The sequence below is a fragment of the Pseudomonas sp. NMS19W genome (assembly GCF_051554255.1).
In the GTDB taxonomy this organism is placed as follows: domain Bacteria; phylum Pseudomonadota; class Gammaproteobacteria; order Pseudomonadales; family Pseudomonadaceae; genus Aquipseudomonas; species Aquipseudomonas kribbensis.
Map to the genome: position 1 here is coordinate 5,355,595 of NZ_CP136718.1, position 16,879 is coordinate 5,372,473.

Consider the following 16,879-nt stretch of genomic DNA (forward strand, 5'->3'; position numbering starts at 1 on the left):
GAACTGTCTGCATCCGGGATTCCCATGAATGACATCGCTCTGAGCGGTCTGGCCAAGCAATTGGTCCAGGCCGAACTGCTCACGGAAAAAAGCGCCCAACAAGCCTGGCAGCAAGCCCAGCGCAATCGCCTGTCGCTGGTCAGCTATCTGGTACAGAACAAACTGGTGAAGAGTTCGCAGGTCGCCGAAATCGCCTCGGAGCATTTCGGCATGGCGTTCCTCGACCTCAACTGCCTGGACAAGGAAACCCAGCCCAAAGGCCTGGTCAGCGAAAAACTGGTTCGCCAGCACCATGCCCTGCCCCTGTGGCGACGCGGCAACAAACTGTTCGTGGGGATTTCCGACCCGAGCAATCACCAGGCGATCAACGACATTCAGTTCAGCACCGGGCTGACCACCGAAGCCATCCTGGTAGAGGACGACAAGCTCACCGATGCCATCGAGAAATTCTTCGACACCCACGCCTCCGGCCTGGAAGACATGGCCGATGTCGACCTCGACGGGCTGGACGTCGAATCCGTCGATGACAGCAAACAGGACGCCATCGGTGGAATGGACGCTGACGATGCGCCGGTGGTGCGCTTCGTCCACAAGATGCTGCTGGATGCGATCAAGAGCGGCTCTTCCGACCTACACTTCGAGCCTTACGAGAAAAACTACCGGGTGCGGGTGCGTACCGACGGCATCCTGCGCGAAGTGGCCAAACCACCGATTCAACTGGCCGGACGCATCGCCGCCCGGCTGAAGGTCATGGCCAGCCTCGATATCTCGGAACGACGCAAACCCCAGGACGGACGCCTGAAGATGCGCCTGTCGAAAACCAAGTCGATCGACTTCCGGGTCAACACCCTGCCGACCCTGTGGGGCGAGAAAGTGGTGATCCGGATTCTCGACCCGTCCAGCGCGCAGATCGGCATCGACGCCCTCGGCTACGAGCCGGAGCAGAAAGAACTGTACCTGGCCGCCCTGAAGCAGCCACAGGGCATGATTCTGGTCACCGGCCCCACCGGGTCGGGAAAGACCGTGTCGCTGTACACCGGGCTCAACATCCTCAACACCGTCGACATCAACATCTCCACCGCTGAAGACCCGGTGGAGATCAACATGGAAGGCATCAACCAGGTCAACGTCAATCCGAAGCAGGGGCTGGATTTCGCCCAGGCGCTGCGCTCGTTCCTGCGTCAGGACCCGGATGTGATCATGGTCGGCGAGATCCGCGACCTCGAAACAGCAGAGATTGCGATCAAGGCGGCACAGACCGGTCACCTTGTACTGTCCACGCTGCACACCAACAGCGCGGCGGAAACGCTGACCCGTTTGCACAACATGGGCATTCCCGGCTTCAACATCGCCACGTCGGTCAGCCTGATCATCGCCCAGCGTCTGGCGCGCAAACTGTGCAGCCACTGCAAGAAGCCCATCGAGATTCCCCGCGAAACCCTGCTCAAGGAAGGCTTCCCCGAGGAACGCATCGGCAGTTTCACGATCTATGAGCCCGTCGGTTGCGATCACTGCAACGGCGGCTACAAGGGCCGCACCGGCATCTATGAAGTGGTCAGGAACACGCCCGAACTGCAGCGGCTGATCATGGCCGAGGGCAACTCACTGGAAATCGACAGCCAGATGCGCCTGGACGGCTTCAACGACCTGCGCACTTCGGGACTGATCAAGGCCATGCAAGGCATCACCAGCCTTGAAGAAATCAACCGGGTCACCAAGGACTGAACATGGCCGTCAAGGCAGCGAAAATCAGCGTCTACGCCTGGGAAGGCACCGACAAGAAAGGCAGCCGGATCAGCGGCGAACTGAGCGGGCAAAACCCCGCGCTGATCAAGGCCCAGTTGCGCAAGCAGGGCATCAACCCAGGCAAGGTGCGCAAGAAATCCGCGTCGTTGCTGAATTTCGGCAAACGCATCAAGCCGCTGGACATCGCCCTGTTCACCCGGCAGATGGCGACCATGATGAAGGCCGGCGTACCGTTGCTGCAGTCATTCGACATCATCGGTGAAGGCTTCGAGAACCCGGCGATGCGCAAACTGGTGGACGAGGTGAAACAGGAAGTCGCCGCCGGTAACAGCTTCGCCGCGGCCCTGCGCAAGAAGCCGCAATACTTCGACGAGTTGTACTGCAACCTGGTCGATGCCGGCGAGCAGTCCGGTGCTCTCGACACCCTGCTCGAACGCGTCGCGACCTACAAGGAGAAGAGCGAAAGCCTCAAGGCCAAGATCAAGAAAGCCATGACCTACCCCACCGCCGTGATTCTGGTGGCGGCGGTCGTCACCGGCATTCTGCTGGTGAAAGTGGTGCCGCAGTTCCAGTCGGTGTTTTCCGGCTTCGGTGCCGAACTGCCGGCGTTCACCCTGATGGTCATCGGCCTTTCGGAGTTCATGCAGCAATGGTGGTGGGCGATTCTGGGTGTGCTGATCGTGGCGTTTTTCGGCACCCGCCATGCGTTGAAAAAGTCCCAGGCCCTGCGCGACCGCCGTGACGCCTGGCTGCTGAAACTGCCACTGGTGGGCACCATGATGTACAAGTCCGCCGTCGCCCGTTTTGCCCGGACCCTGTCGACCACGTTTGCCGCCGGCGTGCCGCTGGTCGAAGCGCTGGACTCGGTCGCCGGCGCCACCGGCAACGTGGTGTTCAAACGCGCGGTGCTGCGCATTCGCCAGGACGTGGCCACCGGCATGCAGCTGAACTTCGCAATGCGCACCACCGGTATCTTTCCGAACATGGCCGTGCAGATGACCGCCATCGGCGAAGAGTCCGGCGCCCTGGACGACATGCTCGACAAGGTGGCCGGGTTCTACGAGGAAGAAGTGGATAACATGGTCGACAACCTCACCAGCCTGATGGAGCCTTTCGTCATGGTGGTACTCGGGGTGATCGTCGGCGGGCTGGTCGTGGCCATGTACCTGCCGATCTTCCAACTCGGCTCAGCGATCTGACATGCCCATCGACGAACTCTTCGCCCTCTATCCGCTGGCCTTTGTCTTCACCGCTCTGATACTCGGGCTGGTGGTCGGCAGCTTCCTCAATGTGGTGATCTGGCGTCTGCCGAAGATGCTCGAGCGCGAATGGCGCCAGCAGGCCCACGACGTGCTCGGGCTGCCCGTCGAAACGCCGCTGCCGGTCTACAACCTGATGTTGCCGCACTCGCAGTGCCCGCATTGCGCCCACCGCATTCGTGCGTGGGAAAACATTCCGCTGCTCAGCTACCTGTTTTTGCGCGGCCGCTGCTCGTCATGCGCGGCGCCGATCAGCAAGCGTTATCCACTCACCGAACTGGCTTGCGGCCTGCTCTCGGCGTTCATCGCCTGGCACCTGGGCTTTGGCTGGCCGGCAGGCCTGCTGATCGTGCTGACCTGGGGCTTGCTGGCGATGAGCCTGATCGACACCGAGCATCAGTTGTTGCCCGACGTGCTGGTGCTGCCGCTGCTGTGGCTGGGCTTGATCGTCAACAGCTTCGGCCTGTTCGTCTCGCTGCACGACGCGCTATGGGGCACGGTGGCGGGTTACATGGCGCTGTGGTCGGTGTTCTGGCTGTTCAAGCTGCTCACCGGCAAGGACGGCATCGGTCACGGTGATTTCAAGTTGCTGGCGCTGCTCGGGGCCTGGGGTGGCTGGCAGATTCTGCCGCTGACCATTCTTCTGTCGTCGCTGGTGGGGGCCGTACTGGGGGTGATTCTGCTCAAGCTGCGCGACCGGAAAACCTCGACGCCAATCCCCTTCGGGCCCTATCTGGCAATTGCCGGCTGGATTGCCTTGCTCTGGGGTGGTCAAATAACCGACTTCTATTGGCAGTTTGTCGGTTTGAAATGAATACCCCTGTGGAAAAACCCTGGATTCTCGGCCTGACCGGCGGCATCGGCAGCGGCAAAAGCGCGGCCGCCCAGCACTTCATCGATCTTGGTATCCACGTCGTGGACGCCGATCATGCAGCACGCTGGGTGGTTGAGCCGGGTCGCCCGGCGCTGGCGAAAATTGCCGAGCACTTCGGCCCCGATGTCCTGCAGGCCGACGGCACGCTGGATCGCGCGGCGCTCCGCAAGCTGATCTTCGAAGTGCCGGAGCAACGCCGTTGGCTCGAAGCGCTGCTGCATCCGCTGATCGCCGAGGAAATCGCCCATCACCTGGCGCTGGCAAAATCACCGTACGCGATTCTGGTTTCACCGTTGTTGATCGAGTCCGGACAGTACGCGATGACCCAGCGAATCCTGGTGATCGATGCGCCGCAGCAACTGCAGATCGAACGTACCCTGCAGCGTGACCAGACCAGCGAACAGCAGGTCCAGGCGATCCTCAAGGCCCAATCCAGCCGCGAAGACCGCGTCAGCCGTGCCGACGATGTGGTGGTCAACGACCGCGACCTCGCCTGGCTGCACAGCGAGGTCGAGCGCCTGCATCACTTTTACCTGACTTTATCCGGAGGCCAGTCATGAGCCAGACCCCAACCGTTAATTGCCCGACCTGCGGCGCCCCGGTGGAATTCACCCCCGCAAACAAATTCCGGCCGTTCTGCTCGGACCGCTGCAAACTGATCGACCTCGGCGCCTGGGCGTCGGAAGAACACAAGATTCCGGTGGCCCCGGATGCCGAGGACGAACTGTTTTCCGGCGACTTCGACCCGCGCCATTGATCCCGCTCAGGGCCGCATGAAGCCGTAGTCCTGCTCGTCGTCGAGGTTTTCCGCCAGAAAGCGCAACTCGTCGGCAAGGTCTTCGGCATTGCGCACCGCCTTGCTCTGTTGCACCACGGCACTGAGCAAGGCCCGCAGGCTCAGGCCCGGATCGAATCCCACCTCCTGCGCCATTTCCAGACTCTGCCGGGTTTCCTGCCTCGCCCACTCGTAAACGCTCATGCCGCTGCTCCTGAAGGGATTTGGCCGAGCATGAAATGCCGCGCGCGGGGTGGATTTGATGTGGATCAAGACTTGGGATCGTCGTCCTTCCAGGGCGCCGAAAGGTAGCGGGTGCGGTTGAAGGTCTCCAGCCATTCCGGGCAGAACACCACTAGTGCGCTGATCACCATGCCGTTGATGAACGCTTCCGGAAAAATCAGCAGCCACAGATAACCGATGAAATCTTCCAGCCATTCGGGCATCGCGAACAGGCCGTCGTACCAGAGCAAGGTCAGGCTCAGAATCAGACATGACAGCGCCGACAAGGCCGCCGCGAAGAAACCCGAGCAGAAGATATACACAAATGGATTACGCGGTTGCGCCCGCTCGACCAGAATCGCCACCCCCTCGGTGATCAGCACCGGCAGCAGGATCAGCAACGCGCCGTTGACCCCGACCGCCACCAGATCCTGGCGGCCCAGCAGAACCAGCCCGATCTGCGCCACCAGTCCGCCGACAATCGCCAGCGGCCAGTCGAGCAGCAAGGTCACGGCGGTCATGCCGATGAAGTGATACGACACACCCGTGTCGAAATCCCTGCGCACCATCCACAACAGAAACAGCGCGAACACGGTGCCGAACAGCAGGTGCTGGCGACGGCCGTCGCTGAACAATTCAACCCACGGCGCACGGCAGATCGCCCAGAGCAGCACCGGCAGGTAAATCAGCCAGCCGATGGCCAGACTCGTCGACGACAGCAGTTCTGCACCGATCATGTTCCCATCACCTTCATTCGCACCGCAGACTCCCTTGATTGGCGCTCCTGTGTCGAAGTCTACACCGCCACCCGGGTGAATCTGCCGATGCAAAGCTTTCTGCTTGTCGCAATTGAACGCTAAGCTTGGGCCTATGGATGACTCGGATTATTTACGCCTGCTGACCATCGCGGCCGAGCAGGCCAACGCGTTCCTGTCCAATGCCCGCAAATGGGAGCGTGAGCGTTGGGTCTGCCAGCGCCTGCTGCAAGGCTTGAATATCCCCTATCGCGCCGACGAATTCGCCCCGGCCGGTGAGCCGCCAGATGTGTTGTTTCGCGATGCCAACTTCGAAGTGTTTTTCGTCCTCGACGAAGGCCGCCGGCTCAACGATGAATGGCGCGACGAGCTGCAACGTCGGCGCAGTGCGTTTTCCCTGAGCCAACTGGTACGCCGCGAGGCCAAGCCACGGCGGATTCCGGCTAACGAATTCCTCTTGAGGCTGGCGCCGACCTTGCGCAAGAAAGCGCACAACTACAAGGAACGCGGCATGGATCTTGGGGAGCTGGACATCATCGCCTTCGCCAGCCTCAAGCGCGAAGTGCTCGACCTCAACAGCCACTTTCCACCGCCCACCGAATATCTGCGTCAGGGCTGGCGTTCGCTGTCACTGGTCGGGCCGACGTTCGCCCGCGTGTTGTTCGCTCACCCCGATGCACCGGATTTCCTGCGCAGCAATCTGGGCCGCAGCATTCTGTTCGATGTCGGGATCAGCCTGTAAGCCCTAAGCAGGATGGCGCAAACACTGGCCGGATGTTACAAAAGCGCAATCATTCGCCCGGATGACATGCGCCGTTCAACGCTCGCAGACAAACCGCTGTAACGTCTGCGCATTCAGCAACGTCTATCCCTGACGAGGCCTCATATGACCAGCCGCCTGAACCCCGAAGACCAGAAGCATGTCGAAGAGTACCTGCAGTTGTCCCAGCACCGTGTCGAGCGCCGGCCATTCCGGCCGTGGATGCTCCTGGTGGTGGTACTGGCAGCGACCATCGGTCTGGGCCTGTTGAGCCGATTTATCAGTTACCTGACGCTATGAGCTGCATCGCGCTCGCTTGGGTTACGACGACAACGATTTCCTTTAAAAACCTTGCGAGCTATCACCATGTCCCATCGTATTGTCATTGTCGGCGGCGGCGCCGGCGGTCTGGAGTTGGCTACCCGTCTGGGTAAGACTCTGGGCAAGCGCGGCACCGCCAGCATCATGCTGGTCGACGCGAACCTCACGCACATCTGGAAACCGCTGTTGCACGAAGTGGCCGCCGGATCGCTGAACTCTTCCGAAGACGAACTCAACTATGTCGCCCAGGCCAAATGGAACCACTTCGAGTTCCAGCTGGGGCGCATGAGCGGGCTCGATCGTGAGCAGAAGAAGATCCAGCTCGCCGCCACCTACGACGAAAACGGCGTGGAACTGGTGCCGGCGCGGGAAGTGCCGTATGACTCGCTGGTGATCGCGGTCGGCAGTACCACCAACGATTTCGGCACCCAGGGCGCCGCGCAGCACTGCCTGTTCCTCGACACCCGTAAACAGGCCGAGCGTTTCCACCAGCAACTGCTCAATCACTACCTGCGTGCTCACGCCGGGCAGACCGATGTGGTTCAGCAGATCAGCGTGGCCATCGTCGGCGCCGGCGCCACGGGCGTCGAGCTGGCGGCAGAGCTGCATAACGCCGCCCATGAACTGGCGGCCTATGGTCTGGACCGGATCAAACCGGAAAACATGCACATCACCCTGATCGAAGCCGGGCCACGGGTGCTGCCGGCACTGCCGGAACGCATCAGCGGGCCGGTGCACAAGACGCTGGAGAAACTCGGGGCCAATGTGATGACCAACGCGTCGGTCAGCCAGGTCACCGCCGACAGCCTGATCACTGCCGATGGCAACGAGATCAAGGCCAGCCTGAAAGTCTGGGCCGCCGGGATCCGCGCGCCGGGTTTCCTCAAGGACATCGATGGCCTGGAAACCAACCGTATCAACCAGCTGCAAGTGCTGCCGACGTTGCAGACCACCCGCGACGATAACATTTTCGCCTTCGGTGATTGCGCCGCCTGCCCGCAACCGGGCTCGGATCGCAACGTGCCGCCACGGGCCCAGGCGGCGCACCAGCAGGCGTCGCTGCTGGCCAAGTCGCTGAAACTGCGGATCGAAGGCAAGAGCCTGCCGGAGTACAAGTACACCGACTACGGCTCGCTGATTTCGCTGTCGCGTTTTTCGGCTGTGGGTAACTTGATGGGCAACCTGACCGGCAGCGTGATGCTCGAAGGCTGGCTGGCGCGGATGTTCTACGTTTCGTTGTACCGCATGCACCAGATGGCGCTGTACGGCCCGTTCCGCACCGCCATGCTGATGCTGGGCAGCAAGATCGGACGCGGCACCGAGCCACGCCTGAAGCTGCACTGATGTAAAACGCTGTGGGGGTAGGCCTGCTCGCTCCCACAGCGTTTTGTCTTTTACTGTATCTGCCCCCGCTTTCCTCACCTTCGCTTACAAACGCCTCTCTCCTCGACACAGACGCGATACACCGCCATCGCTTAATGGCCACACCCGAGCACACCTGCTCCGGATTGATCGCCCTTAACGTGTGGTTGCGCAGTGCAACCGAAGGAGAATGAAATGACCCGCACTTCGAAAATCGGCAAAACCTCTCTTGGCCTGGTCGGTGCCGTACTGGCCGGCGGCCTGATGCTGTCCGGCTCGGTGTTCGCCGCGCAACCGCTGGCCCAGGGCTACATGGTCGCCTCGGCCGAAACCTCGGTGAAAACCCCGGAAGGCAAATGCGGTGAAGGCAAATGCGGCGACGCGTCGATGGCCAAGACCGACACCGATGGTGATGGCAAAGTCTCCCGCGCGGAATTCCTGAAGGTCGCGCCGCACTCCGACTTCGACAAGATCGACACCAACCACGATGGTTTCATCGACGAGCAAGAGGCTTACGACAACGTCAAAGCCAACTACGAAGCCAACGGCAAGAAAATGCCCAAAGGCCTGTTCGAACACCTGAAAGAGCGTGACGGCGCCTGATATTCAGTCCGTCCCGGCAAAAACAAAGCCGCGCATTCTCTGAGGAGAAGCGCGGCTTTTTTGCGGCCTGAGAAATTACAGCTGGAAGCGCCGCACCATGCCCTGCAATGCATTGGCGAGTTTCGACAGCTCATGACTCGACGCGCTGGTCTGATCGGCGCCGGCCGCCGAACGTACCGACAAATCCCGGATGTTCACCAGATTGCGATCCACTTCCCGTGCTACCTGCGCCTGTTCTTCGGCGGCACTGGCGATCACCAGGTTGCGCTCATGGATCTCATGCACGGAGGCTGTGATGGTTTGCAGGGCCTCACCGGCCCGCTCGGCCAGCACCAGCGTGGTGGACGCACGCGAGGCACTGGCCTGCATCGACTCCAACGCCAGGCTCGAACCGTTGCGCATGCCCTGCACCATCTGCTCGATTTCCTGGGTCGATTGCTGCGTGCGATAAGCCAGCGCCCGGACTTCGTCGGCGACCACCGCAAACCCGCGACCACTCTCCCCGGCCCGCGCCGCTTCGATGGCGGCGTTGAGCGCCAGCAGGTTGGTCTGTTCGGCAATCGCGCGGATCACGTCCAGCACCTTGCCGATGTCTTGGGACTGGTTGGCCAGTGATTGCACCAACTCGCCAGTGTGTTGCACGTCGCCGGCCAGGGCGTTGATGGCGCTGGCGGTTTCACTGACCCGTTCTTGCCCCAGATGCGCCGATTCGCTGGACTGGCGTGTCGCGTCGGAGGTCGACACCGCGTTGCGTGCGACTTCTTCGACCGCTGTGGTCATCTCGTTGACGGAGGTGGCGGCCTGTTCGATTTCGTTGTTCTGTTGCTGCAGGCCCTGGGTGCTGTCGAGCGTGACCGCATTGAGCTCATCGGCGGCAGTCGCCAGTTGCGTGGCAGAACCGTTGATGCTTTGCAGGGTTTCGCGCAGGTTCTGTTGCATGGTCGCCAGCGCCTTGAGCAAACGGCTGACTTCGTCGTTGCCCTGGGTCTCGATCGGTCGGGTCAAATCCCCTTTCGCAACACTTTCTGCGGCGCTGACGGCGGTGCTCAACGGACGAACGATACTGCGGGTGAGCAACATCGCCAGGGCTACGGTCGCCAATGCCGCCAGTGCGATGAACAGGCTGACGATGGTGCGCGAGGTTTCGTAATGAGCGGCGGAGTTACTGCTTTCTGCCGCGACCTGTTTGGCGAACAGATCCGCCAGGTCATTGAGTTGCTTGCCCGAGCCGTCGACCACGGTTTTCATGTCGACCAGCAGCAGTTTTGTCAGCTCGTCGCGTTTGCCTTGCTGGGCAAGGACGAACGATTGCGCGATGCCGGCGCGGTAGGCTGCGAAGGTTTTCTTGAACTGATCGTACAACTGCTGGCCTTCCGGAGTAGTCACCAGTCGATCGTAGGCGGCGATCTTCTCGCTCAGTTCCTTGTCGCGGGTGTCCATCTGGCTGCGGTAAACAGCAACGTTGTTCGGGTCCGGATCCAGCGCCATGCGCAGAGAAATGGTGCGGATGCGCAGCATGATCTCGCGGATCTCGTCACCGCCACGAATGCTCGGCAGCCACTGGTTCTCCACCGCGACCTCGCTCTCGCGGATGCTCGACATCTGCCCCAGGGCAAACACGCCAAGCAACGCCACCAGCACCGCGATCAGGGCGAAGCCCAAGGCGGCACGGGGAGCAATATTCAACTGACGAAGCAACATGACGAACGCCCTTTTTCTTGTATTGGCCGGATTCAAGGGGCGATCGATGGCAGGCCCCTTTCGTTAGCGGGCTATCGGCAAGTTGTACGATGACTTGAGTGAAGGGCAAAAAAATCCCCGTATCTTTCGATACGAGGATTTTTAATATGGTCGGGGTAAGGGGATTCGAACTCCTGACATCCTGCTCCCAAAGCAGGCGCGCTACCGGACTGCGCTATACCCCGGTAAAAAAAAGGCGACCTTTCAAAGATCGCCTTCTTCGATCAGCGCTTTTGGCCTCTGATCTTAAGATTCGATCCCAGCGTTAACTGGTTTCAAAAATGGTGGGTCGTGTGGGATTCGAACCTACGACCAATTGGTTAAAAGCCAACTGCTCTACCAACTGAGCTAACGACCCAAAAATGGTCGGGGTAAGGGGATTCGAACTCCTGACATCCTGCTCCCAAAGCAGGCGCGCTACCGGACTGCGCTATACCCCGGCTTGAAATTGGCTCCGTGACCAGGACTCGAACCTGGGACCCAATGATTAACAGTCATTTGCTCTACCGACTGAGCTATCACGGAACTACACATTTCAATTTACTACGGTGAAACTTGCAGCTTCTCGACATCGTTTTCGCATCGCTGCGTTCGTGTGTCTGAGGCGCGCTATTCTACAACCTAGAACACCTCTGTCAACCCCCTAAATTGCTTTCAAGTTAATGATTTGCAACTTATTTCAGATTTCTGCCCAGTGAGCTGAAACCGTGTTGGTGACTGACTGCGGGGCGCACTTTACAAGCCTTTTCCTTTGAGTTCAACAGCCTAACGAAAAAAAAGGCCTCGCATTGCGAGGCCTTCCTTACTTCACCACCCAAAGCTGTCAGTTGAACGTGATCTCGTCGTTCTCCACGACACCGGTCGCGGTCTCGCCCGGCAGGAAGCGTCCCGACAGGATCAACTGCGCCAACGGGTTCTCGATCCAGCGCTGGATCGCCCGTTTCAGCGGCCGTGCACCGTAGACCGGGTCGTAACCGACGGCAATCAGCTTGTCCATCGCCTCCGGGCTCAGTTCCAGCTTCAGCTCGCGCTCGGCCAGACGACTGCGCAGACGACCCAGCTGGATCTCGGTAATGCCCGCGATCTGATCCCGCGCCAGAGGCTCGAAGATCACCACTTCGTCGACCCGGTTGATGAACTCCGGACGGAAGTGGGTGGAAATCGCATCCATCACCGCTGCCCGTTGCGCTTCACGATCACCCACCAGTTCCTGGATCTGCATCGAACCGAGGTTGGAGGTCATGACTATCACGGTATTGCGGAAATCCACCGTACGACCGTGGCTGTCGGTCAGGCGACCATCCTCCAGCACTTGCAGCAGGATGTTGAACACATCCGGGTGCGCCTTCTCAACTTCGTCCAGCAGGATCACCGAGTAAGGCTTGCGCCGTACCGCTTCGGTCAGGTAACCGCCCTCTTCGTAACCGACGTAGCCTGGTGGTGCACCGATCAGCCGTGCCACGGAATGTTTCTCCATGAACTCGGACATGTCGATCCGCACCATCGCCTCTTCAGTGTCGAAGAGGAATTCGGCCAGTGCCTTGCACAGCTCGGTTTTACCGACACCGGTCGGGCCGAGAAACATGAACGAGCCGCTCGGACGGTTCGGGTCGGACAACCCGGCACGGGAACGCCGCACTGCGTTGGCCACTGCAACCACCGCCTCTTCCTGGCCGATCACACGCTGGTGCAACAGGCTTTCCATTTTCATCAGTTTGTCGCGCTCGCCTTCGAGCATTTTCGACACGGGAATACCGGTCCACTTCGAAACGACTTCGGCGATTTCCTCTTCGGTCACCTTGCTGCGCAGCAACTGGTTCTCGCTCTTGCCGTGCTGGTCGACCATTTGCAGGCTGCGTTCCAGATCCGGGATCACCCCGTACTGCAACTCGGCCATGCGGTTCAGGTCACCTTTGCGGCGCGCGGCTTCCAGTTCCTGACGGGACTGTTCGATCTTCTGCTGAATCTGTGCAGAACCCTGTACCTCGGCTTTTTCCGAGTTCCAGATTTCTTCCAGATCCGAGTACTCACGCTCGTGGCGGTCGATTTCTTCCTGGAGTTTCTCCAGGCGTTTCTTCGCCGCGTCGTCGCTTTCTTTCTTCAGTGCCTGGGATTCCACCTTCAACTGAATCAGGCGCCGCTCCAGACGATCCAGCACTTCCGGCTTGGAGTCGATCTCCATGCGGATGCGGCTGGCGGCTTCGTCGATCAGGTCGATCGCCTTGTCCGGCAACTGCCGGTCAGTGATATAGCGATGGCTGAGCTTGGCTGCCGCGATGATCGCACCGTCGGTGATCGCCACTTTGTGGTGAACCTCGTAACGCTCCTTGAGGCCACGCAGGATCGCGATGGTGTCTTCTTCGCTCGGCTCGTCCACCAGCACTTTCTGGAAGCGCCGCTCGAGGGCTGCATCCTTCTCTATATATTGGCGGTACTCGTTGAGCGTGGTCGCACCGACGCAATGCAGCTCGCCACGGGCCAGGGCCGGTTTGAGCATGTTGCCGGCGTCCATCGAGCCTTCACCCTTGCCGGCGCCGACCATGGTGTGCAGTTCGTCGATGAACAGAATAATCTGCCCTTCCTGCTTCGACAGCTCGTTGAGCAGCGCTTTCAGGCGTTCTTCGAACTCGCCGCGATACTTGGCACCGGCAATCAGCGCCCCCATATCGAGGGACAGCAGACGCTTGCCGCGCAGGCCATCCGGCACTTCACCGTTGATGATGCGCTGGGCCAGACCTTCGGCAATCGCGGTTTTACCCACGCCAGGCTCGCCGATCAGCACCGGGTTGTTCTTGGTCCGGCGTTGCAGGACCTGAATGGTGCGACGGATCTCATCGTCACGTCCGATCACCGGATCGAGCTTGCCGTCTTCGGCGCGCTTGGTCAGGTCGACGGTGTATTTATCCAGCGCCTGACGCGACTCCTCGTGGTTGGCGTCGTTCACCGCCTCGCCACCGCGCAGGTTGTTGATGGCGTTTTCCAGCGCCTTTTTGCTCACGCCCTGGCCGAGCAGCAACTTGCCAAGCTTGCTGTTCTCGTCCATCGCCGCGAGCAGTACCAGCTCGCTGGAAATGAACTGGTCGCCCTTCTGCTGGGCCAGACGGTCGGCCTGGTTGAGCAGACGCGCCAGATCCTGCGACATGTTCACGTCGCCGGTCGGGTTCTGGATTTTCGGTAATTGATCGAGCTCTTTGGTCAGCTCTTTACGCAAGCTGTTGACGTCGAAGCCCACCTGCATCAACAGGGGTTTGATCGAACCACCCTGCTGTTCAAGCATGGCTTGCATCAAGTGCGCCGGCTCGATGGCCGGATGATCGTGGCCGACAGCCAGGGATTGGGCATCGGACAACGCCAACTGTAATTTGCTGGTTAAACGGTCTATACGCATGGGTCACCTTCCTTTTGAGCAGGCCGGACCTAAAAAACCATCCTGAATAAAGAAACCTGCCAGATACCGCTATAGATGCGGTCGATTCTGGAAGATTCAAGCATCAGGGGGTTGATGCAAGTCAGACAAGCTTAGCGGGTGAGCCAGATGAGGGAAGCAAAGCGACCAGTGCGTGGCGCACGGCGGTAGGAAAAGAAGCGCGGATCGGTCACGGTACAGAAACCGCCACCATAAACAGCCGTGACACCGCGAACCGCCAGACGCAGGCGCGCCAGCTTATAGATGTCGGCCATGAACTTGCCCGCGTTGTGGCTCGGGACAAAGGCGGTCGCGGCTTCGGGCAATTGATTGATGAAGACTTCCCGGACTTCCAGGCCGACTTCGAAGGCTTGCGGACCGATGGCCGGGCCGAGCCAGACCAGAATGTCTTCGGCAGGCACATCCAGGCTGTCGAGGGTGGCTTCCAGCACACCAGCCGCCAGCCCACGCCAACCGGCATGCGCCGCTGCCACGCGCGTACCGGCACGGTCACAGAACAGTGCCGGCAGGCAATCGGCGGTCATTGCCGCACAAGCGATACCCGGTGTTGCCGTCCAGCTGGCATCGGCCGTAGCTACAACCGACGGATCAGCATGGGCCACGGCAATCCCGTGCACTTGCTGCAACCAGGCAGGCTTTATAGAGAAGTGATCGGTCAGTCGCCGGCGGTTTTCGGCGACGGCCTCGGGACGATCATCGACGTGATCGCCCAGATTGAGGCTGTCGAACGGCGCCTCGCTGACGCCGCCCTCGCGGGTGGTGACACAGGCCTTGACGCTGGCCGGCGCGGGCCAGTCCGGCGTCAGCCAGTTCATCCGACGAATGCCTCGCGATCCTGCTTGAGCAGGGTCAGCAGCCAGACCAGATCTTCCGGCAGCGGCGATTCCCAGCTCATGCGCTCACCGGTGGTCGGATGATCCAGCTCGAGAAACCGCGCATGCAGGGCCTGACGCGGGAAGTGTTTCAGCGACTCGACCATGGTCTGGCTCGCCGCCGGCGGAATGCGGAAACGACCGCCGTACGCCGGATCGCCGACCAACGGGAAGTTGATGTGCGCCATGTGTACGCGGATCTGGTGGGTACGACCGGTTTCCAGCTTCACCCGCACGTGAGTGTGGGAACGGAAACGCTCCAGCACACGATAGTGGCTGACGGCAGGCTTGCCGCCTTCCATCACCGCCATGCGCTGGCGCTGCTGGCCATGTCGACCGATCGGGGCGTTGATCTTGCCACCGGCCGTCACCACGCCGATCACGATGCACTCGTAGATCCGGCTCACGCTGCGGCTTTGCAGCTGCGCGACCAGTTTGGTCTGCGCCTGGATGGTCTTGGCCACCACCATCAGACCGGTGGTGTCCTTGTCCAGACGATGCACGATGCCGGCACGCGGGACATTAATGATGTCCGGCACGTGGTGCAGCAAGGCGTTGAGCAAGGTGCCATCGGCGTGGCCGGCAGCCGGGTGCACCACCAGGCCCGCAGGCTTGTTGATCACCAGGATGTCGTCGTCTTCATAGACGATGTCGAGCTCGATGTCCTGGGCGACCCATTCACCCTGGGCCTCCTGCTCGGCGGTCAGCTCAAGGACGGCACCGCCATGAACGATGTCGCGCGGGCGGATGACCGCCCCGTCCACAGTCAGGCGACCTTCTTTGATCCAGGCGGAAAGGCGCGAGCGGGAGTGCTCTGCGAAGAGTTGGGCGGCGACTTGATCGAGGCGTTGGCCGCCCAATTCGGACGGCACCTCTGCGCGAAGTTCAATTTTATCGGACATGCTCGGACTGGGCGTCGGCTACAGCCTTTGGTTTCGGCTGCGCGCTTGTGGTTAAATACGGCGTCTTTTGCCCCGGGGCTTTTCAACGGGGCGCTCATCATAACAGGACGGCCCCGCCCAAGACAGCGGCCGTCATAGGGACGCAAGCCGCCATGCAAGTGAAACACCTGCTGCTGATCGCCATCCTCGCATTGACCGCTGCTTGCTCATCGAAGGAAGTCGTAGACGAAAACCTGAGCGAAACCGAGCTGTACCAGCAGGCTCAAAAGGACCTGGACAACAACAGTTACACCAGTGCCACCGCCAAGCTGAAGGCTCTGGAGTCGCGCTATCCGTTCGGTCGCTACGCAGATCAGGCACAACTTGAACTGATTTATGCGAACTACAAGAACTCGGAGCCGGAAGCTGCAAAGTCCGCCGCCGAGCGCTTTATTCGTCTGCACCCACAGCACCCGAACGTCGATTACGCCTACTACCTCAAGGGCCTGACCTCGTTCGACCAGGACGTCGGCCTGCTGGCGCGCTTCCTGCCGCTGGACATGACCAAGCGTGACCCGGGTGCTGCCCGCGACTCCTACAACGAGTTCGCCCAGCTGACCAGCCGTTACCCGAACAGCCGCTACGCGCCGGACGCAAAGCAGCGCATGATCTACCTGCGCAACCTGCTGGCAGCCTACGAAATCCACGTGGCCGACTACTACCTGACCCGTCAGGCCTATGTCGCCGCCGCCAACCGTGGCCGTTATGTAGTGGAAAACTTCCAGGAAACCCCATCGGTCGGCGACGGCCTGGCGGTGATGACCGAAGCCTACCAGCGTCTGCACCTGGACGAGCTGGCGGCCACCAGCCTGGAAACCCTGAAGCTCAACTACCCGAACCATCCGAGCCTGAAAGACGGTCAGTTCGTACCGTCGGTCGCCGAAGCCGACAACCGTTCGTGGCTGAGCAAGGCCACTCTGGGCCTGATCGAATCCCGTCCGCCGCTGCCGCCGGGAGAGACCCGCGCCAACCAGGACGTACAGAAGCAGTTCCAGGACGCGAAAGACGCGATCCCGAACGAGCTCAAGCCTAAAGACGAAAACGGTGCAGTGATCGAAGAAGAAGAACACGGTGCCGCCGGCAACAACGACGACCGTTCGTGGTTCAGCTACATGACTTTCGGTGTGTTCGACTGATCACAGCGCAAGCACCAGAAAGGGAGATCTTCGGATCTCCCTTTTTTATTGCCGCGTTTTATTGCGCTGTGCGCCTGCCAAGACCT

At 60.5% G+C, this 16,879-nt stretch carries 16 protein-coding genes, 4 tRNA genes and 1 pseudogene; 10 read left to right on the forward strand and 11 right to left on the reverse strand.

Features of this window, described 5'->3' with window-relative positions:
* The first annotated feature begins 24 nt into the window (after nucleotides 1–24).
* The 5 genes from pilB to yacG are packed head-to-tail and all read left to right on the forward strand — an operon-like array spanning nucleotide 25 to nucleotide 4,636.
* The gene (gene pilB, locus R1A29_RS24505; protein WP_423204317.1) at nucleotides 25–1,725 is read left to right on the forward strand and encodes a type IV-A pilus assembly ATPase PilB; all 1,701 of its coding nucleotides are present in this window, start codon (nucleotides 25–27) and stop codon (nucleotides 1,723–1,725) included.
* A 2-nt stretch (nucleotides 1,726–1,727) separates the two neighbouring features.
* Complete coding sequence (locus R1A29_RS24510) at nucleotides 1,728–2,945, forward strand: type II secretion system F family protein (protein WP_438299816.1); 1,218 nt, start codon at nucleotides 1,728–1,730, stop codon at nucleotides 2,943–2,945.
* A gap of 1 nt (nucleotide 2,946) precedes the next feature.
* Complete coding sequence (locus R1A29_RS24515; RefSeq protein ID WP_438299818.1) at nucleotides 2,947–3,819, forward strand: prepilin peptidase; 873 nt, start codon at nucleotides 2,947–2,949, stop codon at nucleotides 3,817–3,819.
* Nucleotides 3,816–4,439, forward strand: a complete 624-nt coding sequence (gene coaE, locus R1A29_RS24520) for a dephospho-CoA kinase (protein ID WP_102621090.1) — start codon at nucleotides 3,816–3,818, stop codon at nucleotides 4,437–4,439. Before R1A29_RS24515 ends, coaE begins: the two co-directional genes overlap by 4 nt.
* Nucleotides 4,436–4,636, forward strand: coding sequence for a DNA gyrase inhibitor YacG (gene yacG, locus R1A29_RS24525; protein ID WP_085712167.1), 201 nt, complete (start codon nucleotides 4,436–4,438; stop codon nucleotides 4,634–4,636). The genes coaE and yacG overlap by 4 nt, the downstream gene beginning before the upstream one ends.
* A gap of 6 nt (nucleotides 4,637–4,642) precedes the next feature.
* On the opposite strand, the gene R1A29_RS24530 is transcribed toward yacG, so the two are convergent.
* A complete protein-coding gene (locus R1A29_RS24530; protein WP_208939726.1) occupies nucleotides 4,643–4,858 on the reverse strand; it encodes a hypothetical protein in 216 nt (71 codons plus the stop codon).
* Between the two features lie 65 nt (nucleotides 4,859–4,923).
* Nucleotides 4,924–5,613, reverse strand: coding sequence for an energy-coupling factor ABC transporter permease (locus R1A29_RS24535; RefSeq protein ID WP_438299819.1), 690 nt, complete (start codon nucleotides 5,611–5,613; stop codon nucleotides 4,924–4,926).
* A gap of 133 nt (nucleotides 5,614–5,746) precedes the next feature.
* On the opposite strand from R1A29_RS24535, the gene R1A29_RS24540 reads away from it, so the two are divergent.
* The 4 genes from R1A29_RS24540 to R1A29_RS24555 all read left to right on the forward strand — a co-directional run bounded on the left by R1A29_RS24540 (nucleotide 5,747) and on the right by R1A29_RS24555 (nucleotide 8,677).
* A complete protein-coding gene (locus tag R1A29_RS24540; protein WP_065261573.1) occupies nucleotides 5,747–6,373 on the forward strand; it encodes a DUF1780 domain-containing protein in 627 nt (208 codons plus the stop codon).
* Between the two features lie 144 nt (nucleotides 6,374–6,517).
* On the forward strand, nucleotides 6,518–6,691 hold the full coding sequence (locus R1A29_RS24545; RefSeq protein ID WP_065261571.1) for a DUF3094 domain-containing protein: 174 nt from the start codon (nucleotides 6,518–6,520) through the stop codon (nucleotides 6,689–6,691).
* A 66-nt stretch (nucleotides 6,692–6,757) separates the two neighbouring features.
* Nucleotides 6,758–8,056, forward strand: a complete 1,299-nt coding sequence (locus tag R1A29_RS24550) for an NAD(P)/FAD-dependent oxidoreductase (protein ID WP_438299820.1) — start codon at nucleotides 6,758–6,760, stop codon at nucleotides 8,054–8,056.
* A gap of 213 nt (nucleotides 8,057–8,269) precedes the next feature.
* The gene (locus R1A29_RS24555; protein ID WP_114885602.1) at nucleotides 8,270–8,677 is read left to right on the forward strand and encodes an HvfA family oxazolone/thioamide-modified RiPP metallophore; all 408 of its coding nucleotides are present in this window, start codon (nucleotides 8,270–8,272) and stop codon (nucleotides 8,675–8,677) included.
* Between the two features lie 75 nt (nucleotides 8,678–8,752).
* Here R1A29_RS24555 and R1A29_RS24560 read toward each other — a convergent pair whose 3' ends face one another.
* The 9 genes and pseudogenes from R1A29_RS24560 to rluD all read right to left on the reverse strand — a co-directional run bounded on the left by R1A29_RS24560 (nucleotide 8,753) and on the right by rluD (nucleotide 15,618).
* Nucleotides 8,753–9,616, reverse strand: coding sequence for a methyl-accepting chemotaxis protein (locus R1A29_RS24560; protein ID WP_438302088.1), 864 nt, complete (start codon nucleotides 9,614–9,616; stop codon nucleotides 8,753–8,755).
* A pseudogene (locus R1A29_RS24565) lies at nucleotides 9,608–10,378 on the reverse strand (MCP four helix bundle domain-containing protein); the annotation flags it as partial. The gene R1A29_RS24560 and the pseudogene R1A29_RS24565, both read right to left, overlap by 9 nt.
* 147 nt (nucleotides 10,379–10,525) lie before the next feature.
* Nucleotides 10,526–10,602, reverse strand: a tRNA-Pro gene (locus R1A29_RS24570).
* Between the two features lie 97 nt (nucleotides 10,603–10,699).
* Nucleotides 10,700–10,775 (reverse strand) — tRNA-Lys (locus R1A29_RS24575).
* Nucleotides 10,776–10,780: 5 nt separating this feature from the next.
* Nucleotides 10,781–10,857, reverse strand: a tRNA-Pro gene (locus R1A29_RS24580).
* Nucleotides 10,858–10,866: 9 nt separating this feature from the next.
* Nucleotides 10,867–10,942: transfer RNA gene (locus tag R1A29_RS24585), tRNA-Asn, on the reverse strand.
* Nucleotides 10,943–11,240: 298 nt separating this feature from the next.
* A complete protein-coding gene (gene clpB / locus R1A29_RS24590; protein ID WP_438299821.1) occupies nucleotides 11,241–13,805 on the reverse strand; it encodes an ATP-dependent chaperone ClpB in 2,565 nt (854 codons plus the stop codon).
* A 131-nt stretch (nucleotides 13,806–13,936) separates the two neighbouring features.
* On the reverse strand, nucleotides 13,937–14,659 hold the full coding sequence (gene pgeF, locus R1A29_RS24595) for a peptidoglycan editing factor PgeF (protein WP_438299822.1): 723 nt from the start codon (nucleotides 14,657–14,659) through the stop codon (nucleotides 13,937–13,939).
* Nucleotides 14,656–15,618, reverse strand: coding sequence for a 23S rRNA pseudouridine(1911/1915/1917) synthase RluD (rluD, locus tag R1A29_RS24600; protein WP_085712174.1), 963 nt, complete (start codon nucleotides 15,616–15,618; stop codon nucleotides 14,656–14,658). Before rluD ends, pgeF begins: the two co-directional genes overlap by 4 nt.
* Nucleotides 15,619–15,770: 152 nt before the next feature.
* Here rluD and R1A29_RS24605 point away from each other — a divergent pair, with 152 nt between their 5' ends.
* A complete protein-coding gene (locus R1A29_RS24605) occupies nucleotides 15,771–16,793 on the forward strand; it encodes an outer membrane protein assembly factor BamD (RefSeq protein WP_248743729.1) in 1,023 nt (340 codons plus the stop codon).
* Nucleotides 16,794–16,879 lie beyond the last annotated feature (86 nt).